At 53.2% G+C, this 20,340-nt stretch carries 19 protein-coding genes and 1 tRNA gene; 9 read left to right on the top strand and 11 right to left on the bottom strand.

Features of this window, described 5'->3' with window-relative positions:
- Positions 1-52: 52 nt before the first annotated feature.
- Positions 53-532, bottom strand: a complete 480-nt coding sequence (locus GVJ63_RS05565; protein ID WP_010247714.1) for a very short patch repair endonuclease — start codon at positions 530-532, stop codon at positions 53-55.
- Positions 533-722: 190 nt separating this feature from the next.
- Between GVJ63_RS05565 and dcm the strand changes: the two genes are divergently transcribed.
- On the top strand, positions 723-2,099 hold the full coding sequence (dcm, locus tag GVJ63_RS05570; protein ID WP_031593193.1) for a DNA (cytosine-5-)-methyltransferase: 1,377 nt from the start codon (positions 723-725) through the stop codon (positions 2,097-2,099).
- Between the two features lie 357 nt (positions 2,100-2,456).
- On the opposite strand, the gene GVJ63_RS05575 is transcribed toward dcm, so the two are convergent.
- On the bottom strand, positions 2,457-2,738 hold the full coding sequence (locus tag GVJ63_RS05575; protein WP_010247717.1) for an Arc family DNA-binding protein: 282 nt from the start codon (positions 2,736-2,738) through the stop codon (positions 2,457-2,459).
- Between the two features lie 71 nt (positions 2,739-2,809).
- Entirely contained in the window at positions 2,810-3,514 is a 705-nt protein-coding gene (locus GVJ63_RS05580) for a phosphohydrolase (protein WP_010670862.1), read from the bottom strand.
- A gap of 611 nt (positions 3,515-4,125) precedes the next feature.
- Here GVJ63_RS05580 and GVJ63_RS05585 point away from each other — a divergent pair.
- From GVJ63_RS05585 to GVJ63_RS05595, 3 genes are all read left to right on the top strand, one after another.
- A complete protein-coding gene (locus GVJ63_RS05585; RefSeq protein WP_010247721.1) occupies positions 4,126-4,803 on the top strand; it encodes a hypothetical protein in 678 nt (225 codons plus the stop codon).
- 179 nt (positions 4,804-4,982) lie between these two features.
- Positions 4,983-5,759, top strand: coding sequence for a DgsA anti-repressor MtfA (gene mtfA / locus GVJ63_RS05590; RefSeq protein ID WP_187484308.1), 777 nt, complete (start codon positions 4,983-4,985; stop codon positions 5,757-5,759).
- A gap of 103 nt (positions 5,760-5,862) precedes the next feature.
- A tRNA-Asn gene (locus GVJ63_RS05595) sits at positions 5,863-5,938 on the top strand.
- A gap of 245 nt (positions 5,939-6,183) precedes the next feature.
- Here GVJ63_RS05595 and GVJ63_RS05600 read toward each other — a convergent pair.
- The gene (locus GVJ63_RS05600; RefSeq protein ID WP_159226523.1) at positions 6,184-6,441 is read right to left on the bottom strand and encodes a LysM peptidoglycan-binding domain-containing protein; all 258 of its coding nucleotides are present in this window, start codon (positions 6,439-6,441) and stop codon (positions 6,184-6,186) included.
- A gap of 157 nt (positions 6,442-6,598) precedes the next feature.
- Here GVJ63_RS05600 and GVJ63_RS05605 point away from each other — a divergent pair, with 157 nt between their 5' ends.
- Together GVJ63_RS05605 and GVJ63_RS05610 are read left to right on the top strand one after the other, a co-directional pair.
- Positions 6,599-6,859 (top strand): GlsB/YeaQ/YmgE family stress response membrane protein, encoded by a 261-nt coding sequence (locus tag GVJ63_RS05605; RefSeq protein WP_010670865.1) that lies wholly within the window; start codon positions 6,599-6,601, stop codon positions 6,857-6,859.
- Between the two features lie 26 nt (positions 6,860-6,885).
- The gene (locus tag GVJ63_RS05610) at positions 6,886-7,266 is read left to right on the top strand and encodes a YidB family protein (protein ID WP_010670866.1); all 381 of its coding nucleotides are present in this window, start codon (positions 6,886-6,888) and stop codon (positions 7,264-7,266) included.
- Between the two features lie 270 nt (positions 7,267-7,536).
- Here GVJ63_RS05610 and GVJ63_RS05615 read toward each other — a convergent pair whose 3' ends face one another.
- The 4 genes from GVJ63_RS05615 to GVJ63_RS05625 form a co-directional block, all read right to left on the bottom strand.
- Complete coding sequence (locus tag GVJ63_RS05615) at positions 7,537-7,758, bottom strand: SymE family type I addiction module toxin (RefSeq protein ID WP_022625466.1); 222 nt, start codon at positions 7,756-7,758, stop codon at positions 7,537-7,539.
- A gap of 425 nt (positions 7,759-8,183) precedes the next feature.
- Complete coding sequence (locus GVJ63_RS22185) at positions 8,184-8,339, bottom strand: hypothetical protein (protein ID WP_010247735.1); 156 nt, start codon at positions 8,337-8,339, stop codon at positions 8,184-8,186.
- 147 nt (positions 8,340-8,486) lie between these two features.
- The gene (locus GVJ63_RS05620) at positions 8,487-9,599 is read right to left on the bottom strand and encodes a beta-propeller fold lactonase family protein (protein WP_050680085.1); all 1,113 of its coding nucleotides are present in this window, start codon (positions 9,597-9,599) and stop codon (positions 8,487-8,489) included.
- A gap of 196 nt (positions 9,600-9,795) precedes the next feature.
- A complete protein-coding gene (locus tag GVJ63_RS05625; protein WP_022625464.1) occupies positions 9,796-11,205 on the bottom strand; it encodes an EmmdR/YeeO family multidrug/toxin efflux MATE transporter in 1,410 nt (469 codons plus the stop codon).
- Between the two features lie 465 nt (positions 11,206-11,670).
- Between GVJ63_RS05625 and GVJ63_RS05630 the strand changes: the two genes are divergently transcribed.
- Positions 11,671-13,125, top strand: a complete 1,455-nt coding sequence (locus tag GVJ63_RS05630) for an AMP nucleosidase (RefSeq protein ID WP_010670874.1) — start codon at positions 11,671-11,673, stop codon at positions 13,123-13,125.
- Between the two features lie 104 nt (positions 13,126-13,229).
- Here GVJ63_RS05630 and GVJ63_RS05635 read toward each other — a convergent pair whose 3' ends face one another.
- On the bottom strand, positions 13,230-14,774 hold the full coding sequence (locus tag GVJ63_RS05635) for a methyl-accepting chemotaxis protein (protein WP_124890062.1): 1,545 nt from the start codon (positions 14,772-14,774) through the stop codon (positions 13,230-13,232).
- 1,200 nt (positions 14,775-15,974) lie between these two features.
- Positions 15,975-16,292, bottom strand: a complete 318-nt coding sequence (locus GVJ63_RS22190) for a hypothetical protein (protein ID WP_200843105.1) — start codon at positions 16,290-16,292, stop codon at positions 15,975-15,977.
- Positions 16,293-16,586: 294 nt separating this feature from the next.
- On the opposite strand from GVJ63_RS22190, the gene GVJ63_RS22195 reads away from it, so the two are divergent.
- The gene (locus GVJ63_RS22195) at positions 16,587-16,823 is read left to right on the top strand and encodes a hypothetical protein (RefSeq protein ID WP_200843106.1); all 237 of its coding nucleotides are present in this window, start codon (positions 16,587-16,589) and stop codon (positions 16,821-16,823) included.
- A 101-nt stretch (positions 16,824-16,924) separates the two neighbouring features.
- Positions 16,925-17,443: a hypothetical protein gene (locus tag GVJ63_RS05655; protein ID WP_158601476.1), complete on the top strand. Its 519-nt coding sequence runs from the start codon at positions 16,925-16,927 to the stop codon at positions 17,441-17,443.
- A 1,492-nt stretch (positions 17,444-18,935) separates the two neighbouring features.
- Here GVJ63_RS05655 and GVJ63_RS05660 read toward each other — a convergent pair.
- A complete protein-coding gene (locus GVJ63_RS05660) occupies positions 18,936-20,234 on the bottom strand; it encodes an NCS2 family permease (RefSeq protein WP_213006254.1) in 1,299 nt (432 codons plus the stop codon).
- Positions 20,235-20,340: the final 106 nt, after the last annotated feature.

A 20,340-nucleotide genomic window follows, 5' to 3' on the forward strand; every position in this document is an offset into this window, starting at 1 on the left:
TTCAGGCTCCTGGCCACGGAGAAAGCGCAGATCTAACCAATTATGTCTGTGATTAGCAATCGGCGTTGTAATGATGAATGCCCTGATGGTCGACTTCGGCACTCTCCGGCATCGCCAGCAGCCACTCCTCCAGCCGCTCCAGCAGGTCCTGATCCGTCAGGCGCAGTTTGCCACGTAGCGCACACTCCCAGATGATCAGCACTTTCCAGCCGCTCTCCTGCAGCTGGCGCACATAACGCCGATCACGTTCAACGTTGCTGTTGATTTTGCCGGTCCAGAATTCTGTGCGTGTCGCTGGCAGTTTAAACAGATAGCAGTGATGACGATGCCAGAAGCAGCCATGAACAAAAATAATTGCCTGATGTTCTGTCAGAACGAAATCGGGCCGACCCGGCAGGTTTTTATCCTGCACGCGGAAGCTGAAGCCCCGATCTTTTAGCAGCAGCGCAATACGTTGCTCGATGGCCGTATCCTGAGCGCGAATGGCACGCATATTTTTGCTGCGTATTTCGCTGGAATGAACATCAGCCATAAACTCTCCTTTTTTGCTGGTACATCAACTTTAGTCTGCGCCACGAAAAGCGAAAGCCGCCGCCCGATGACTTCACACAGTGCACCGCAAAAACAGAACATTCCGGGGGTCTGGCACAGGGCACATCCAGGCAATTTCCTCACAGCGTCTGGAGTGATAGCATAGGCACCTTACTGTTAAGGAAAAACGCATGCATCCCGCCGCCCTCGCTGAACCACTCTCTGCTGCACTTTCATCTGCTGATGCGTCTGAACTCTTTCAGCAGGTGCTGGCAATCTATTCGGTTCGTGATCTCACGGCCCGCCTGCAGCAGGCAGGATTTTCCTGCTGGACGCCGGCACTCCTGAACCGGATTCGTCAGGGTAAAACCGCCCTGCCACCGCTGTGTGAGGCGGAACTGTCGCTGTTACAGGGGCTGCTGCCATCCCGTCCCGCCCATTATGATAATCCTGAATTTCGTTTTATCGATCTCTTTGCCGGTATTGGCGGCATTCGTAAGGGGTTCGAGGCGATCGGCGGCAAGTGCGTGTTCACCAGTGAATGGAATAAAGAGGCGGTCCGCACCTATAAAGCTAACCACTACAGCGATCCGCTGGAGCATCACTTCAATACGGATATCCGCCAGGTCACCCAGCCGGAAGGTCTGACCGACGATGAAGCGATATACCGCGCGATTGATGCGGCGATCCCCGATCATCAGGTGCTGCTGGCCGGTTTTCCCTGTCAGCCCTTTTCGCTGGCGGGCGTCAGCAAGAAAAATGCGCTGGGCCGTGCACATGGCTTTGAGTGTCAGGTACAGGGCACGCTGTTTTTCGATGTGGCCCGTATCCTGGCTGCCAAGAAGCCGCCGTTCTTTGTGCTGGAGAATGTGAAAAACCTCAAGAGTCATGACAAGGGCCGCACCTTCGCCATTATCATGGAGACGCTGGATGAACTGGGGTATGACGTTGCGGATGCGGGTGCCAGCAGCCCGGATGCCAAAGTGATCGATGCGCGTCACTTCCTGCCGCAGCATCGCGAACGCATTGTGCTGGTGGGTATTCGCCGTGACCTGAAAAAGCAGGATTTTACGCTGCGCGATATCCGCCGTTTCTACCCGGCGCAGGTACCCAGCCTGCAGAGCCTGCTGGAGAGTGCGCCGGACGACAAATATATCCTGTCACCGGTCCTGTGGCGCTACCTCTACCAGTATGCGAAAAAACATAAAGCCAAAGGTAATGGCTTTGGCTTTGGCCTCAACGATCCGCGTAATCCTGACTGCTGTGTGCGTACGCTGTCAGCGCGTTACTACAAAGATGGCTCAGAGATTCTGATCGATCGCGGCTGGGACAGTGCGCTGGGCGAAGCGGAGTTTCAGGATGCCGGTAACATGGCGCGTCGGCCACGCCGCCTTTCCCCGCGCGAGTGCGCCCGTTTGATGGGCTTTGATGTGCCAGGCCGCGAGCCGTTCCGCATTCCGGTTTCGGACACCCAGGCTTATAAGCAGTTTGGTAACTCGGTGGTAGTGCCTGTGTTTGCAGCGGTGGCTCAGCTGTTACTGCCACATATCCGTCAGCTGAAGTCGTAAGCACCGTGAAATGAAAAAACCCGTCTGGCGACGGGTTTCAGGTTCCTGTAAAACCTGGCCAGATTAGCGGTGAGATCGAGCTTGCTCAGGGAACAGGGTCAGATCGGAAAGACGCAAAAACTGTCATCCATGACCGCTCGGCCCGCGTAATTACGCACCTCATCCCTGAGGTGCGCCCGTAGCCGGGCCAACGCTTTGCGTTGTTCAAAAACGCTCCCGGCGTTTTTGTCCCTGGCGCGGGACGCTTTCCTTATCTGACCCTGTTCCCTGCGCGCTGAGGTATTGAGTTGCGGCCAGATTTAGCCGGTTTCAGCAAACCCTGAAAAGTAAAAACCCGTCTGGCGACGGGTTTCTGTTTTATTTCTTCTTCTTGCTCTGCTTCTTCAGCAGCAGCCGAATCTGCTTCAGCTCTGTTGCACTTAGTGCATCGGTCTTCACGTCAGCGGCACTGGATCCCTCAGTCCCCTCTTCTGTGATGTCCTGATTATCAATCGCCGGATGTGGATGCGTTTCCAGACTGGCCTGCAAACGTTGCACAATCTCCTGGCTCATCGAAATCTGATTTTCCAGCGCCAGCTGTTTAATCGTTTCTTTCAGCTCAGGATCAATTTTAATTGTTAAATTAACAGTTTCAGTCATCGGGCAGCTCCTTTTTTTTATTGCTACAAGCTACCGGATGACCGTTTCGATTAATACACTGTCACAAAAATTTAATATTCGGTTTGCAAAGGTGTGAAGTCCCGCAGCACACCCTCATCCATACCCACCAGATTGCCCTGCAGCTCGGCATAAAGCTTCGCCATATAGCGCACCAGGAAATCTGCGTTATGCTCAGCCAGCATGCGACCGGTTTCAGTGTGCATGGTTTCCGGCAGACGTAGCAGCTTCTTCTGGAAATGATCCAGCGTCCACTTAACATCATTCAGCTCGCGATCTTTACCCAGCGGGTCCTGGCTGTCGAATAATGGCCGATTCAGCGCACCAGCGGTGTAGAAGACCCGCGCCAGCCCGATCGCGCCCAGCGACTCCAGCCGGTCAGCATCCTGTACAATTTTAGCTTCCAGCGTCTGAGGCGGTATGCCGGCGCTGAAACTGTGTGTTTTAACGGCATGCATCACGGCATCAATCTTTTCAGCCGGGAAATCGAGAAAATCCTGCTGCAGAATGCGCTGGGTTTCCGTCGCGGCATAGGTAGAGGCGAGATGACGTTCCGGATGATTCTTCGGCAGGTTCACCACATCGTGAAAATAGCAGGCGGTCAGCACCACCAGCGGATCTGCGGGCGTGCCGTTCATGATTCGCTGTGCGCTCATCCAGACACGCCGCAGATGGGCGATATCGTGCGCGCCGTCGTCGTGGATCCAGTTCGCCTGAAACCAGCTTTCATAGCGAGATTGCCAGAGTGTAAGTGACATAATCTATCTCCCTGTAGTGATCGACAGCAGTTTTTCTGTCGCGATCAGTGCGCAAACGGCAAGCCATCATAGCGACTGGCTAATGACACTTTTTTTACAGTGCAGTTGAAAAGAGCAGCGCTGCCAGCAATTCCGGGCAGAAAAATGAGATCTGGATCATCTGTATAGCATCTCTGTTACACAATAACCGCAATTTCGGCTGTTTTCAGTCTTTCCTCAGTGAATTGCTGCTAAGAAAATTAGTTTAACAGGCGTAATGTTTGGTTCGATCTTAACCAACTTCCTGCCTCATGCTCAGCGTTTTTTTGTCACGCGATTAAGTGTAAAACTGCACGTTATGACAGGTGAAAAAGTCTGAAAAGGTTCCTATTTTTACGGTTATAACGTACTGTATCCGGGCTATTCGTCGCTTTTTGCCAGTTGCGTGATAAGCTTTGGTGCGCTTTTTGCATTTTGCTGGTTTTTAACTACTAAAGTGACAATTATACAGTGACAGTCAGCCTACAAATTATTAAGCAAAATGATTTAAAGCTTTTATGATAACTCTCAGATGTGAAGCAAATGGACTTTTACAGCAGTAACCGGGTTCTACTAATAAAAAGAGGTAATCCATGAAAGAACGGCCGATTCTTTTTTCCGAACAGCGTGTTCGTGCCCTGTTGGTTGGCCAGCAAACGCAAACCCGGCGCATTATGAAAACTCAGGCTTTCGGTCCGGGACAGGATCATCACGAGGGCGTACACGCTTTCGATGTGAGTGCTAATCATCTGCATGGTTATAAAATGATGTCGATGACGGACATCAGCTATCAGTGTCCTTACGGTAAACCGGGTGACGTGCTCTGGGTGCGTGAAACCTGGCGTGGCCCGATGGTACCCGAGCAGTATCTGGCCGATTATGAACGCGACCCGACGCCCTTCCGCCAGCCAGAATATTGCCAGTATCGTGCAGACAGCAACGAGCTGGGCCAGCATGCACTGAGCACGCCGGAAGCAGAACAGTTTGGCTGGCAAACCGCCATTCATATGCCGCGCTGGGCCAGCCGCATCAATCTGGAGATTACCGGCGTGCGCGCCGAGAAAATTCAGGACATCAGTGAAGATGACATTATGGCGGAAGGTGTGCAGACCGATTCGCACTTCCTCAACAACTTTTTCACCATGAACGTCAATTCTGAATCGCCCAAAGAGGCGTACCGTAAAGCCTGGGAAAAACAGTATGGTGCGACCAGCTGGGAAGTGAATCCCTGGGTGTGGGTGATTGAATTTCATCGTATTGAGCGCAACTGACGCCCCGGCCCCACGCTTTGCGGGCTGAATCACAGACAACGACCGTGCTAACGGGTTGAATAGACGGCCCTTAGCCCTGTCGCCAGATGAACAGTGCCAGCATGGTGTTTTCGATGCTGGCATTTTTATGTCTGGCGCGTCAGGATAGCGAAATAGTCCGGTTCTGTGCGGGAGTTGCGATGTTTAAATGGCCCTGGAAAACGCATAACGACGCCACCCTGGCCGCGCTGCCATGGCAGCATGGGCTGGCGCAGCCGATATTCAGCCAGCTGGATGAGGCTGAACAGCAGGCGCTGGTTGAGCTGGCGCAGCGCTTTCTGCAGCAGAAAAAGCTGGTGCAGCTCGACGGTGTTCAGCTGGATGAACTGCGCAGTGTGCGGATCGCCCTGCTGTTCTGCCTGCCGGTACTGAAACTGGGCCTGGAGTGGCTGGACGGTTTCCACGATGTCCTGATCTATCCCGAGCCGTTCGAGGTCGACGATCAGTGGCAGGATGACGATGGGCTGGTTCACAGCGCGCCTGCGGTTCACGCCGGACAGAGCTGGACGCAGGGGCCGGTCGTCCTCAACTGGCTCGATATTCAGGACTCGTTCGATCTCTCTGGCTTTAATCTGGTGATCCACGAGGTTGCGCACAAACTGGATGCCCGCGGCAGCGGTTACACCAGCGGTATTCCGGTCATGTCGCTGCGTGACGTCGCACTCTGGGAGAAGGATTTGCGTGCCGCGATGGCGGAGATAGAAAGTGAAGTTGAACTGGTGGGTGAACAGGCCGCCACGATCGATCCCTACGCCGCCAGCGATCCCGCTGAGTGCTTCGCCGTGCTCTCTGAATATTTCTTTACGGCTCCGGTTCTGCTGGCCGAACGCTTTCCCGCCATGTATCAGCATCTGCGCCAGTTTTACCAGCAGGATCCCCTGGCCAGAATCGCCGCTGACACTGCGCAAACTGCTTAAATCACGATCGCTTTGCGTTAAAGCTAGCCAGTTGAATGATAATGTATTTTTTGCTGTTGACACCTTAGAGCGACGCCGTTAATATTCGCCTCGTTCACACGATTCCTCTGTAGTTCAGTCGGTAGAACGGCGGACTGTTAATCCGTATGTCACTGGTTCGAGTCCAGTCAGAGGAGCCAGATTAGAAAAACCCGCTCAGGGAAACCTGAGCGGGTTTTTTGCTTTTCAGCGATCCCAGTTTTCTCTTCCTGTCTGACTGTTCATCTCAGCTCGTCTGCGGCTGCTATTACCGAGACCACCGTTAAGTCTGGATCAACGCATGCTGTATGGCGCAACCCTGTCATGGTGTTATGACGAGCTGGCTTTAAATGAAAAACCAGCCGGGCAATATTTACGCCGGCTGGCTCATACTAGTGACGAATTATTACTCAGGAATGGTCAGTACCTGACCCGGTGCAATTTTATCCGGGCTGCTGAGAAGGTTTTTATTCGCCTCAAAGATTTTCATATATTGGGACGCATCATTGTAAAACTGCTTTGCGATGGCGCTGAGCGTGTCGCCTGATTTAACCGTATATGTACGATTACTTCCTGCGGCGGTGACAGACTTATCATCAACATTTTTATCCACAGCATGTAACAACTCACTGCCTATATTTTTAATATTATCCAGAATGCTCATATTTACTCCCCTATCGTTTCTGATACGTTTAGTTTAATAAAGAAAACAGGATTGCCAGGCAAATACTGCTCGGCGTACGATACACCTGCTTTTAATTCATGGGTTAAACCACTGCTAAACGTTGCTGTAAATAATATAAAAACAGAGGATATTAATGATGGGTATATTGTCATGGGTTGTATTTGGATTACTTGCCGGCATTATCGCCAGATGTATTATGCCAGGCAAAGAACATATGGGCATTTTCATGACCATTATTCTGGGTATTATCGGTGCGCTGATTGGCGGTGTCGTCAGTACCGCTCTGGGTTTTGGCAAGGTCGATGGCTTCAATATTTACAGCATTGGCATTGCCACCGTGGGCTCAATTATTGTGCTGTTCGTCATTCATAAAATCAGAGCGTGTAAACAGTCTTAATAGATTACGTTAAAGGGGATAACAGAATGAGTTTACTGGAAACAGTACTGGCCATGTGCGGCCTGAATAATCAGACCAGCCAGGAAGTGAAAGGTGTGCTGGAGTGGGTTGAGCAGCAAGGTGGTTTACATACTATCGTGAGTCACCTGCAGAGCGGCGAGTACAGTGAGGTGGTTAACTCCTGGCTGGGTGATGAGCAGAACGTTGCGCTGAGCAGCGACCTGGTGCAGAAGATGATTAACTCTGAGGCGATTGAGCAGCTGGCTGCGCGGATGGGCATCAACACCGGCGATGCACTGAACCTGCTGGCGAAATATCTGCCGCAGCTGGTGGATAAAGCGTCAACGGCGGGCGTCGTGGATAAAAAAGCCGATCTTACCGGACTGGTTAGTCAGTTAATGCACTAAGCATGACGTAATTGAAAGATAAAAGCCTGCTGCGAAAGTATGAGGCTTTTATCTTTTAGATTAGTCAGGATAAATTAAGACGAATGCTGGAAAGCTCTTTTAAACGTTTATAGAAACCCTTCAGATGTTCCTGTAGAAAACATCAAAAATAGACTTTACAACCTCTCTTATATACCCTGCCAGATAAACTCTAAAAACAAGCGCCATTACGCAATTGAATAAAAGTGATTAACATTATCTGAGTCATTTCCCTATATCAGGAAATTATATTTAATCATTTTCCGGAACCAGCACAAGACAACCCTGCTCAATTTTCACCGTAATAATGGTTCCGGTATCAAATCCTGCCTCACGCAGCCATTTTCCGCTCAGATGTATTGCAGGTGTACTGCAATCACCGCGTTTAGGCTGATAGCCGATGGTATAGCGACGTTGTGTTTTAGATGGCGCGACTTCAGATGAGAAGTGGCATTGATCGAGGTTCGTGGTCATGGGGATGTCTCCAGTATGCTTTTAAACCGCCACCTGAGGTTCCAATCTCATGGGTGGCAGACTGAACGAGGTTGGAACTACCGGGCATACTGAACCGGCGCACCCTGAGGTGCCCTCGCCCAGCCCACCATTGAGGTGTAGCAAGACGTACGACAATAATACATTGTCGCCAGTATGATTAACCGGAGTTCCAATTCCGTCGCCTGATTTTGCAGGCGCAGAAAAAGAATACGTCGATTAACGCTGGACGACAACAGGCAGAACTGGAACACAACTCGCAGATATTAAACGAAGTTTCCTGACATGCCTATCAGAGATCTCTACCCTGTATTAATCGGAGAAATGAAGTCCACACTCTATCCTGGCCCAAACGCAAAAAGGCCCGCAACGTAGCGGGCCTTTAACCAGACAACATACAACAACCATTATTTTTCATGGTAGCGATGCACTGCCGGATAATATTCCAGTCCATACAGCTGGCTCAGCGGCAGCAGCAGTTCCACGTTAATATCATGCACACGGTCACTCGCCACAGGGCCGCTCAGCAGCTGTTCAAACCAGGCTATCAGTTTCTGTTTCATCTCAGGCTCTCCGCATCAGTTGATGCCCTGAGTAAACCCGCTTACACGCCCGATCAGAACCAAAAATTTCTGCGCTGCTTATGCCGGAAATGGCATAAGCAGCCCGCATCTGTTTAGCCAGTGCCATATGCCAGCGGCTCAAAACGGTTACTGCCTTATCAGCGTCACCCAGTTCGCGCCTTTACCAGCCGGGGCTTCAGCAACCCGTTTGAGTTCACCGCTGGCGGAATCGATAGCGTAACTGCCAATCACCGCGCTCTTCTCCCCGCTGACGATCAGCCATTTACCCTGCGCATCAATCGCAATACTGCGCGGCTGTTTTTCAACCGGCCAGCTGCCGATAAGTGTTAACTCACCCGACTGTTTATCAACCCGGTAGCCGCTGACGGTGCTGGAGGTGCGCTCGGTGACATAGATAAATTGCCCGTCCGGGGTGATTTTAATGTCTGCCGCCCAGATGCGCGGCGTGGGATCGCTGTAGCCCGCCGGGCGCTGCTCGCCATGCTGCAGGTTATATTTCTTCGCCACCGCATTCGGCCAGGTTTTCAGCTCCGTCAGCGACCCATCCGCCGCGCGCCGGAACTGCGTAATGGTGCCGCTCATCTCCGCGAGGTTATAGAGAAAACGATTGTCGGGCGATATCACCGAATGTCGTGCGCCGCTGTTCTTCTCGCCCTGAACAAATCCGGTTCCCAGCGGCGTTATCGCGCCGTTATCCGCAAAGGCATATTGCAGCACGCGATCCGCGCCAAGGTTGCCGACGTAGAGTGAATGATTGCTGACGTCGGTGATCACCGAGTGGGCATGCGGCCCGGTTTTCACCTCGCCCGTGACCTGGGGTGTCACAACTCCTTTGTCATCAATCCGGTTGCTGGTGACGATATCGCTGTCATAGGAGGCAGCCAGCAGATAGCGCCCACTTTTGTCGGTGGTGATCCACGGAAAGCTGGCTGCAACCGGCGTCACCGCCAGTTTCTGCAAGTCACCGTGCGGACCCGAGACGCGCCAGCTGATGATCGAATAAGGCGGACTCCGCAGCGCACCATAGAGCCGTTTACCATCCGGGCTGGCCGCCAGCGGCATAATCTTTTTACCGGCAGGCGTATCGCCACGCCATTGCAGGCTGCCATTCGCCTCGCTGAGCTGATAGCGGGAAACGGTGCCGGATTCAGCATTGGAGACATAGACAAAGGTTGTCGCCCATAACGGGGCGCTACACAGCAGCGGCAGGAGTGCCAGCGCCGTTTTCAGACGGATCATAGGGTCACCTTGATAAGTAGTGTCTGCATCATTGCGCAGCAGGCATTACGCTAACCCTGTCTGAGAAGACTGGCTTTGTGCAACTGTCTGAAATTCGGTTCGAAAGTCTGGAGATGTGACGGAGATGTTATTTTTAATGGTGCTGAAAGAGGTAAGACGCCTTTCCCCACGGCGGGTGAAAGGCGTTAACAACGCGCTAACCGGTTTTCGCGATCATTTTTCGATAGCGGTTGAGCCACTTGCCGCTGTTAAGTCGCCACCAGAAGAAGATGCCACGCACCGTCCAGTCGAGGAACATCCCCAGCCAGACACCGGTCACGCCCATCCCCAGTTCAATACCGAGCAGGTAGCCGACCACCACGCGGGCACCCCACATGCTGAACATCGACACATACATGGTGTAACGCGCATCGCGTGCGCCCTTGAGTCCGGCAGGTAGCACCCAGGAAGCGGCCCATAACGGCATAAACAGCGCGTTAAGCCAGATCAGCTGCTTCGTCACATTAATGACCTCCGGGTCGCTGGTATAAAACCGTGCCAGCAACCCGGCCAGCGGCACCGTCAGCAGGGCCATCACGGTCAGGCAGACCGTCGCCAGCCAGAAGACGTGCCGCACCTGGCGTTCCGCCTGGAACACCTGATTCCTGCCCAGACGGGTACCGGTGATAATCGTTGAAGCCGAACCCAGCGCATTGCCTGGCAGGTTGATCAGTGAGGCGATAGAAAAAGCGATAAAATTACCGGCAATCTCGCTGGTGCCCATTCCGGCAACAAACACCTGTGTCAGTAGTTTGCCGCCGTTGAACAGCACCGACTCGATACTGGCAGGCACGCCTATTCCTAAAACTTCCATCAGAATGCTGCTGTTCCAGCGCCGGAAATAGCTCGACAGCGTAATTTTCAGTGAGGCGTTAAAGCCGATCATCAGCACGTAAATCACCGCGATCGCCCCGATATAGCGGGTGATGGTCAGTCCGAGCCCGGCACCGATAAACCCTAAACCGTCCCACGAGAAGCAGCCATAAATCAGCACGCTACTGATGATGATGTTGAGGATGTTCATGCCGCCATTAATCAGCATCGGAATTTTGGTATTACCTGCACCACGCAGCGCCCCGCTGCCAATCAGGGTGATAGCGGCGGCCGGATAGCTCCAGGCGGAAGTCTGCAGATAGCTCAGCGCCAGCGCTTTGACTTTCGGATCGGCGGCACCGGCAATCGCATCGACAATCAGATGGCCCCAGAACTCAATGGCGATCACCAGCACAAAGGCGAGTATCGTCATCATGGCCAGCGACTGACGCGTGGCGGCGCGGGCGCGCTTGCCGTTGCGTTTTGCCAGGCTGAACGCCACCACCACCGTGGTACCGAGATCGATGGCAGCAAAGAACGAGATGATCACCATGTTGAAGCTGTCGGCCAGGCCGACGCCCGCCATTGCCTCTTTACCCAGCCAGCTGACCAGGAAGGTGCTCAGTACGCCCATCAATAGCACACAGGCGTTCTCGAAAAAGATAGGCACTGCTAATGGCGATATCTCACGCCAGTAGAGCGTGCGATACGAACGGCGTTTCGGGTACCACGCCGTGCGCTTGATCGCCTGCATCACTGCTACGCCGGGATTTTGCAAAGGATTACCAAATCAGAAGAGACTGGACAGGAGTTCTAATGATGATAGTGGGCAGGGAAATATGCAAAGTCTTTCCGGTGCAAATTAATCATGGTTACAAACTTTTTAATGTCGCCACGGCACAATCTGCCTCACTGCCCCGCCCGCTGTAGCAAACCTGATTATTTCCCTGACGTTATGATCGGTTGGGCATGCTTTGCTGCTGGCGGTTTTTCCGCCCTCTCCTCATCGGTAACGCATTTAAACGTGGCGAATCACCGCTTCTGATCGTAAAGATTTTCTTACTGGATTTCAGTGCAGCGAATCCTCATTTAAAACAGCACTGCTCAGAATTCGCGCTTCGCTGGCGCAAAAAAACGGCGATCACAGATTCTTCACCAATCTACGCAACAAACCCGCTAAGCTTGGGGCAAATTGCGGAAAAAAATGGAAGGAGAAACCATGCCGACACTACGGAAAAACCTGACCAGCCAGCAGGCGCTGGATGAACTTGAACGCCTGTACGATGGCGCCGTCGATGCGCTGCGCGAGGCGATTAAAGCCTTTACCGAAAACGGCACGCTGCCCGATGCCACCGCACGGGCGCAGGGACTATTTGTTTACCCGGAGCTGCGCATCACCTGGCGCGGCGACGGTCCGCAGCAGAACCGCACGCGTGCCTGGGGACGCTTCACCCACACCGGCAGTTACAGCACCACCATCACCCGCCCGGCATTGCTGCGCCACTATATTTCGGAACAGCTTCAGATGCTGGAGAAGGAGTATCAGCTGGAGATCGACGTGGGGCCCTCCAGCCAGGAGATCCCCTACCCTTACGTGATCGACGGTTCCGACCTGTCACTGGATCGCACCATGAGCGCCGGTATTGCGCGCCACTTCCCGACCACCGAGCTGTCACAGATTGGTGATGAGACAGCCGATGGCCTGTTCCATGCCGATGCAAAATCCCCTCTGTCGCACTTCGACGCGCTGCGAACCGACTTCTCGCTGGCCCGCCTGCGCCACTACACTGGCACCAGCGTAGAGCACTTCCAGCCGTTTGTGCTGTTCACCAACTACACCCGTTATGTTGATGAGTTTGTGCGCTGGGCGATCGAGCAGGTGCGCGATCCCAGTACCCCTTACGACAGCCTGGCCTGCGCGGGCGATGTGGTGCTGACCGCCGACACCGCTGACAGTGAGTCGATGCTCTCGGATCTGGCGTGGAAGAAGCACCAGATGCCCGCCTGGCATCTCACCTCGCCGAATCGTCGCGGTATTACGCTGATTAATATTGGTGTTGGCCCGTCGAATGCCAAAACCATCTGCGATCATCTGGCGGTGATGCGTCCACATGCGTGGCTGATGATTGGTCACTGTGGCGGTCTGCGCGAGAGCCAGCGGATTGGTGATTATGTGCTGGCCCATGCCTATCTGCGCGACGATCACGTGCTGGACAGCGTGCTGCCGCCTGATATCCCGGTACCCAGCATTGCCGAAGTGCAGCGCGCGCTGTATGACGCCACCAAATCAGTGAGCGGCATGCCAGGCGAAGAGGTGAAGCAGCGGTTGCGTACCGGCACCGTGGTGACCACGGACGACCGCAACTGGGAACTGCGCTACTCCGCTTCGGCACTGCGCTTTAACCTGAGCCGTGCGGTGGCGGTCGATATGGAAAGCGCCACTATTGCCGCACAGGGTTATCGTTTCCGGGTGCCATATGGCACGCTGCTGTGCGTTTCAGACAAGCCGCTGCACGGTGAGATTAAGCTGCCCGGTCAGGCGAACCGTTTCTATGAAGGGGCGATTTCGGAGCATCTGCAGATTGGTATTCACGCTGTTGAGCTGCTGCGCGCCGAGGGCGATAAGCTGCATTCGCGTAAGTTGCGTACCTTTAATGAGCCGCCTTTCAGGTAAGCGTTTAACCACCTGATGCGAGGAATAAGGCCGGTACTGCTGACAGGCAGTACCGGCCTCCTGCTTTGGAATTTACCCAACGCGCATGTCAGTGCCGGGACAATTTATACTTTAAAGGTCTCTACAATCAGCCTGAGAGACTGCGCTTGCTCAGAGAGAGACTGAGAAGCACTTGATGATTCTTCTACCAGAGCAGAGTTATTTTGCGTCACCCCATCCATCTGGCTGACTGCAATACTCACCTGAGAAATCCCCTGCATCTGTTCAGCCGACGACAGCGCAATAGCATCCATGGATTCAGCCAGTTCATCCACTAAATGCACGACTTTGAGAATACTCAAACCCGTATCACTGGCAACAGTGACGCCGCATTCAACCTGTCCGACAGCCTGCTCTATTAACGCTTTAATATCTTTTGCGGCAGTCGCACTACGTTGTGCAAGCGTTCTGACTTCAGACGCGACGACAGCGAAGCCCCTTCCCGTCTCTCCCGCTCGTGCCGCTTCAACGGCTGCGTTCAGGGCAAGAATATTAGTCTGGAATGCGATGCTTTCGATGACGGCGGTGATATCTCTGACTTTAGACGCGCTTTTTGAAATATCACTCATCGTATCTGACATTCGTTTGACGTCCGTTTCCCCTCGTTTTGCAATCGAGGCGGTATCTCTCGCTGAGTTGGCTGTGTCCCTGGCAGTTTTGCTGTTATTTTGTACCGTAGCGGTGAGCTGTTCCATACTCGCAGCCGTTTCCTGCAAGGCAGCGGCCTGCTGTTCAGTGCGGGATGCAAGCTCATTGTTTCCTTCAGAAATCTCATTCGCAGAAAGGGCGACTGAAGAAGAGCCTGATTTAATTTCTGAAACGATATCCCGTAACCGAACTTGCATGCTGTTTAAAGAGGCCATGAGACTGAGAGTGTCATTTTTCTTCAAGCTAACCGGTGTGGTCAGATCCCCATTAGTGATCGCATTAGCAAGTTTCCGCGCTGTACTCGGTTCATCGCCAAGCTCGCTCATGAGTTTACGAATAAGATAGATGCTGGTGCCCGTGCCGAACAAAATAGCCGCAACTAAAAGCGTCACCAGGATGATGTAGGCTCTTTCGGTATTTTTCGCGTTTTGAATAACTGAGTCATCCGACTGCTTTGCCAGGATTTCACTCATCAGGGTAAGACCTTCAAGCAGCGGAACCTGTGCGGGCCTGACTTTTTCCAACAGATACTTAACGGTGATATCACTTTTTTTAGCCAGTGCCAGCGGAACAGTGTTGCTGAAGGCATCCAGAGCATTTTTCTCGCTGTCACTGATCTTCGCAAAGGCTTTATATTCTTCCGTATCGCCAGACTGGCTGATCATCGTATTCAGTTGATCCCTGCTGGCTGCAAATTTAGCCTTCAGTTTAACCAGACGATCAGACTGCTCCTGGATAAGAGCCTGATCTGAAAAGAGTGATAAATTCCTGACGGTTATCGCCATATCGCGCTGCGCCAGGGTAAGTTCATTGATTAATTTTGTTTTTTTCATATCACCCTGAACAACTGACTCAAGCGTGCTTTTAGCCTGATATAAAGAGTGAATAGCGACAACGATACATATGGAGAAAAAGATGATTAACGTGCCAAATCCGGAACCGAGGCGCGTAGAGATTTTCATTAAAATTCCTTGAAGGGGGGCGGCGATATAGATCTATCGGCATCTCTTTTTTTAACTTCAATGAATATTTATCACATAAATAATATTAACCAGAATTAATGGCACCGCTGCAAAGCATCACAAAAACTCATAAATTTGTCAGGCTTCGATGATTTCCAGTTCAACCAGAAATCGTTTTTTGTGCGTTATAAACAATCAGAACCCTTATGCTTACCGTTGTCTTAACTTATTACTGCGTTACGCTACACTGGTTTGCATGTCATAAAAATTTCATTTAACCCTTGCAGGCGCGGCTTTTAAGGCTGCTACAACCTGGATGCTTTTCGCATGCAAAAAATACCGCAATAAAAATCAGGAATACATAAATTATAATTATAAATAACGTCAGGAACTTCTGTAGATCACTTTAAACGCGGGCCGGTTCTGTGACGTCTCGCAGGATATAAATGCTTTATTAGTACGATGAATATGGCAGAACAGACCGGCATAAGGATGCTTCAGCCCGGCCGTAGCAATCCAGCCTTCAGGCAGAAAACGCGCTGAGTGCGTTGATGAGCGTGCCCGTCTGCACGATAGCCCTGGTCTGATATGCATCACGAATAAACTCTCCATCATCAGCCCTTGATACGAACGGATAGCCCGGGCAATCGCAGAGAGAAATAGATTTGCCTGACTCGCGCATCAGCTGCAGTAACAGATGAAATTAAAAGCCGTAACATAACTGAAGCATATTGCAGGCGAAATATAAAAACATACACAGCAACAAAACTCATCATTATTGAGCTTGTCACTCCATAATTGCTGTTCAATATAAATAACAGCCAACTGGAGAAGCTATTTCTTAAAATTAGTGCCACATACTGGCAATGTATTCCCGCCTTTCACATAAAATAAAATAAAGGACGCATAAAGAAACTCCAAAACGGAGGAAGACTGACAAGAAGTATTTGAGGAAAATTAACATACCTTTGGCAGCGCAGATAATAAATTTAATTACTCACTTAAAGAGGATTTATTGTGAAAGTTAAAAATATGACTGTGTTAGCGAGTATGGTTTTATTCTACTCCGCTCAGGGTATGGCCAGGCAATTTGATATCAGTGCAGCAAACATTGACGTCAATACCTCTAAGTTTTCCTTCATTCTTACTGGTGCGGGAGGTGCCGGCGGCGCAGGTGGCGCGGGGGGTGCAGGAGGCGCGTTAGGCGGGCAAGGTGGTGCCGGAGGTGTTGGAGGCGCCGGAGGTGCTGGCGGAAGTGATGGTAATGGCGCCGCTAACGCCAGCCAGAATGGTAATAATTCCAATAATGATAACGGCAGTAAAAACGGCAACGGTTCTGATCAGGGTAATAACAGTAATAACGGCACCGGGAATGCTAACGGGAGTGGTGACGGTAACGGAAATGATGCAGGCAACGGCGGTGGTAATGGAGGAGGTGATGGTGGCGGAGATGGTGGTGGTAATGGTGGTGGTGATGGCGGCGGTGATGGCGGCGGAGACTGATAGTCTGGCGTCCATTAACTAAAAAGCTCCTGTTTGTAACCGTTATAGCAGGAGCATCATCACTGTTAGCACAGGAACAGCACATGAAACTTACCAGAAGTTACCCATTATTTTTAGCCACCGTACTGACAGTGGCATGTCCGTTTTACTCGCTGGCTCAGACTGCCAGCGACATGAATACTTCATCCTCAAATACCTCCCTCCAGCCCTCAGCAGGCAAAGACGGACAACAAGGCAATGGTGAAAACGGAGGCGCGGGAGGCAAAGGAGGCGTTCCGGGAGAAGGTACTAACGGAGGAAAAGGAGGTAATGGCGGCAATGGCGGCAATAGTGACAATAGTGGCAATAGTGGCAATAGTGGGAGTGCCGATAATCCCGATACATCAAGTAAAGGCGGTGCGGGCGGCGCAGGTGGTGCGGGCGGCGCAGGTGGTGCGGGCGGCGCAGGCGGTGCAGGCGGTGCGGGCGGCGCAGGCGGTGCAGGCGGTGCGGGCGGCGCAGGCGGTGCGGGTGGTAACGGAGGGACCGGTGGAGAAAGTTTTCTGAAAAGGATTTTCAAATGAAAATAATCACTTTGTTAGCTTCGCTAATCATCATTCCGTATGCGCATGCTGAGTACAAAACGGATATGTTGAGTTCACACCATAATGTCATTCTCATTGATGCCGCTGCAGGTTCTGATGGCGGACCGGGTCAGAACGGCGGTGCCGGGGCCAATGGCGGTCCGGGTGAAAATGGAGGACGAGGGGGAAACGGAGGTATCGGCGGAAATGGAGGGCCAGGAGGAAATGGTGGTGCCGGAGCCAATGGCGGTGATGGCGGAAATGGCGGCCTGGGAGGAAGCGGTGGAAATGGCGGGAACGGAGGTGCTGGACAGAATGGCCAGGCCGGAGGCAATGGCGGGAATGGAGGAAACGGCAGTATGGGGGGAGATGGCGGAAATGGTGGAAATGGTGGGAATGGCAGCAATGGTAGTGATGGTGGCGCAGGGGGGAACGGAGGGAATGGTGGCAGCACGGGAGGTGACGGCGGTGCGGGAGGTAACGGTGGTGACGGAGGAGATGGCGGCGACTAAATTCAACCACGCCTTAATATCTCTTCTCTCCTGGCAGCAGGCTTATAAAACAGGCGAGAACAGCAATTATCACGGGTTAATTCACAGCTAAAACAGGCATTTGAATAACACTGATTTAGCGTAATAAAACTTTCCGTCAGCTCCGTCAGCTCCGTCAGCTCCGTCAGCTCCGTCAGCTCAACATTAAAATCAGCTTACCTGAACTAACAAAAACGCTCAGAGATCCTGTCAACGCTAAGTATGTGTGAAACTCCTCTTTTTTTAACATCAGGGAAATGCACCCTGGAGTTGGCGTACAGTGGAGCCCCGGACTTTTGATAGCCATGATGTGAGAAATAATGGAATTAAATACACCGCTGAAATGGAGTAACGAGTAACAACAAACGCCACAAGTGAAATGCTTTTATAATTTAACCGCACAAACGAGAACAGCCGCGAATAACAACAGCTCCGCCATATTCGCTCTATTGCAATGTTTCGCAGTGTATCAGACACCGCCTGCCCCATAGCCTGGCCGACGAAACCCGCTCAGTGTTAACGCGCGGCTAAGTGATCTGAAACTCCCATACGTCTGGCGGGCGAAACCCGCTCAGTGCTAACGCGCGGCTAAATGACCTGAAACTCTCCTCGCCTGGCGGGCGAAATCCGCTCAGTGTCAGCCTGCTAAAAGCGAAACCTTATGAATCTTTCCCCGCTTTCAGCGGCCTGAGCCCAGCCAGTCCGGGTGACAAACCCACCGGCAGGGGTTTGCCAGAGGCGTCCGGAGCGCTGAGGAACAACCAGAGGCCGGGAGCCGACAGGACGTCGGCGAAAGGACGGCACGAGCCAGGGATGGCGAGTCCGGACGGTCCGTCGGCCGCAGGACGTGACGAAGGCACCCCGCTACGCGGGGCGCGCAGGCAGCCGGACGCCGGGATTGTTAAGGGGCGGGCGTCCGCCCCTTGACGCGTCCGCCTGCACAGGCGACCTGAAACTCCCCATCGCCTGGCGGGCGTAACCCTCTCAGCGCTAACGCGCGGCTAAGTGAACTAAGACGCCCCATCGCCTTGCAGGCGAAACCGCTCAGTGCAAGCCCGCTACAAAGCGAAACCTTATGAATCTTTTCCCGCTTTCAGCGGCCTGAGCCCAGTCAGTCCGGGTAACAAACCCACCGGCAGGGGGTTTCCCAGAGGCGTCCGCAGCGCTGAGGAACAACCAGAGGCAAGGATGAGCCGACAGGACGTCGGCGAAAGGACGGCACGAGCCAGGGATGGCGAGTCCGGACGGTCCGTCGGCCGCAGGGCGTGACGAAGGCACCCCGCTACGCGGGGCGCGCAGGCAGCCGGACGCCGGGATTGTTAAGGGGCGGGCGTCCGCCCCTTGACGCGTCCGCCTGCACGGGCAATCTGAAACTCCCCATCGCCTGGCGGGCGAAACCCGCTCAGTGCTTACGCGCGGTAAGTGATCTGAAACTCCCCTCGCCTGTGCGGGCGAAACCTGCTCACAGCCAGCCCGCTGCCAGGCGAAACTTACTCAGTGTGCCTGCCCGCTGCACAGCGAAATCCGCCCGCTGCTAAGCGACCTTCCCTGCCGCCAGGCAACAACTAAGCACTCAACCATCCCAGCTTAATCACAAACAGAATCGACAGGATCACCAGCGCCGCATTCACCTCTTTCACGCGTCCGCTCAGCAGCTTCACCAGCGTCCAGGTAATAAAACCAAACGCGATGCCGTTGGCGATCGAATAGGTCAGCGGCATGGTCAGCGCGGTGACGGTGACCGGCGCGGCGGTGGTGATATCTTTCCAGTCAATCTCTGCCAGACCCGATGCCATCAGCACCGCTACAAACAGCAACGCAGGCGCGGTGGCATAAACCGGAACACTGGAGGCCAGCGGCGAGAAAAACAGGGCCAGCAGGAACAGCACGGCGACCACAATCGCGGTCAGGCCGGTACGGCCCCCGGCACTCACGCCCGCCGCCGATTCCACATAACTGGTAGTGGTCGAGGTGCCGAGCAGTGAACCAAACAGCGCAGCCGCACTGTCAGCAATCAGCGCACGGCCCATCTTCGGCACGTTACCCTGCTCATCCGCCAGACCGGCGCGTTTGGTCACACCCAGCAGCGTGCCCGTGTTATCAAACACATCAACAAACAGGAAGGCAAAAATCACGCTGATCAGGCCGACGTTAAACGCGCCGGCAATATCCAGCTGCATAAAGGTCGGTGCAATCGATGGCGGTGCAGAGAAGACCCCGGCAAAGGGCGACAGACCAATGCCCATGGAGATAAAGGTCACCAGCAGAATACCGATCAGCACTGCGCCCGTCACCCGACGCGCTTCCAGTACCACGATAACCACAAAGCCGAGCATCGCCAGCAGCGGACCCGGTTTAGTCAGATCGCCAATGCCCACCAGCGTTGCCGGGTTATCGACCACGATGCCTGCCCCTTCCAGCGCAATCAGTGCCAGAAAAAGGCCGATACCGGCACCAATCCCGGCGCGCAGCGGCAGCGGAATACTGGCAATAATCCATTCACGAATCTTAAATAGCGACATCGCGAAGAAAATCACCGCCGAGAGAAACACCGCGCCCAGCGCAATCTGCCACGTGTAGCCCATGTGCAACACAACGGTATAGGTGAAAAAGGCGTTCAGTCCCATACCCGGAGCCAGCGCAATCGGATAGTTGGCGATCAGCCCCATCAGCACGCAGCCAATCGCCGCCGCCAGACAGGTGGCGACAAATACCGCGCCCTTGTCCATGCCGGTCGCGCCCAGAATGCTTGGGTTCACAAACAGAATATAAGCCATCGCCAGGAAGGTGGTGATCCCGGCGATAATCTCAGTACGAACCGTCGTGTTATGCGCTTTGAGTTTGAATAGTTTTTCTAACATCATCATCTCTCGATACAGGAGACATCAGTCTCACTTGCCAAAGGGGTTTGCATGCTGATTATTCTGTTTCCGGGACACTGATACCGGCCGCTGCATACTTGCGTGCCAG

The sequence above is a fragment of the Pantoea sp. 18059 genome, from assembly GCF_902706165.1.
GTDB classification, from domain to species: Bacteria; Pseudomonadota; Gammaproteobacteria; order Enterobacterales; family Enterobacteriaceae; genus Pantoea; species Pantoea agglomerans.

Coding starts and splice junctions, on each gene's coding strand:
- GVJ63_RS05600 (WP_159226523.1), bottom strand. CDS start 6,441: ATGAGCATTCTGGATAATATTAAAAATATAGGCAGTGAGTTGTTACAT.
- GVJ63_RS22195 (WP_200843106.1), top strand. CDS start 16,587: ATGGCGGCAATGGCGGCAATAGTGACAATAGTGGCAATAGTGGCAATA.
- GVJ63_RS22185 (WP_010247735.1), bottom strand. CDS start 8,339: ATGAAACAGAAACTGATAGCCTGGTTTGAACAGCTGCTGAGCGGCCCT.
- GVJ63_RS05615 (WP_022625466.1), bottom strand. CDS start 7,758: ATGACCACGAACCTCGATCAATGCCACTTCTCATCTGAAGTCGCGCCA.
- mtfA (WP_187484308.1), top strand. CDS start 4,983: ATGTTTAAATGGCCCTGGAAAACGCATAACGACGCCACCCTGGCCGCG.
- GVJ63_RS05575 (WP_010247717.1), bottom strand. CDS start 2,738: ATGACTGAAACTGTTAATTTAACAATTAAAATTGATCCTGAGCTGAAA.
- GVJ63_RS05605 (WP_010670865.1), top strand. CDS start 6,599: ATGGGTATATTGTCATGGGTTGTATTTGGATTACTTGCCGGCATTATC.
- dcm (WP_031593193.1), top strand. CDS start 723: ATGCATCCCGCCGCCCTCGCTGAACCACTCTCTGCTGCACTTTCATCT.
- GVJ63_RS05660 (WP_213006254.1), bottom strand. CDS start 20,234: ATGATGTTAGAAAAACTATTCAAACTCAAAGCGCATAACACGACGGTT.
- GVJ63_RS05625 (WP_022625464.1), bottom strand. CDS start 11,205: ATGCAGGCGATCAAGCGCACGGCGTGGTACCCGAAACGCCGTTCGTAT.
- GVJ63_RS05620 (WP_050680085.1), bottom strand. CDS start 9,599: ATGATCCGTCTGAAAACGGCGCTGGCACTCCTGCCGCTGCTGTGTAGC.
- GVJ63_RS05565 (WP_010247714.1), bottom strand. CDS start 532: ATGGCTGATGTTCATTCCAGCGAAATACGCAGCAAAAATATGCGTGCC.
- GVJ63_RS05580 (WP_010670862.1), bottom strand. CDS start 3,514: ATGTCACTTACACTCTGGCAATCTCGCTATGAAAGCTGGTTTCAGGCG.
- GVJ63_RS05655 (WP_158601476.1), top strand. CDS start 16,925: ATGTCATTCTCATTGATGCCGCTGCAGGTTCTGATGGCGGACCGGGTC.
- GVJ63_RS05630 (WP_010670874.1), top strand. CDS start 11,671: ATGCCGACACTACGGAAAAACCTGACCAGCCAGCAGGCGCTGGATGAA.
- GVJ63_RS22190 (WP_200843105.1), bottom strand. CDS start 16,292: ATGGACGCCAGACTATCAGTCTCCGCCGCCATCACCGCCGCCATCACC.
- GVJ63_RS05635 (WP_124890062.1), bottom strand. CDS start 14,774: ATGAAAATCTCTACGCGCCTCGGTTCCGGATTTGGCACGTTAATCATC.
- GVJ63_RS05585 (WP_010247721.1), top strand. CDS start 4,126: ATGAAAGAACGGCCGATTCTTTTTTCCGAACAGCGTGTTCGTGCCCTG.
- GVJ63_RS05610 (WP_010670866.1), top strand. CDS start 6,886: ATGAGTTTACTGGAAACAGTACTGGCCATGTGCGGCCTGAATAATCAG.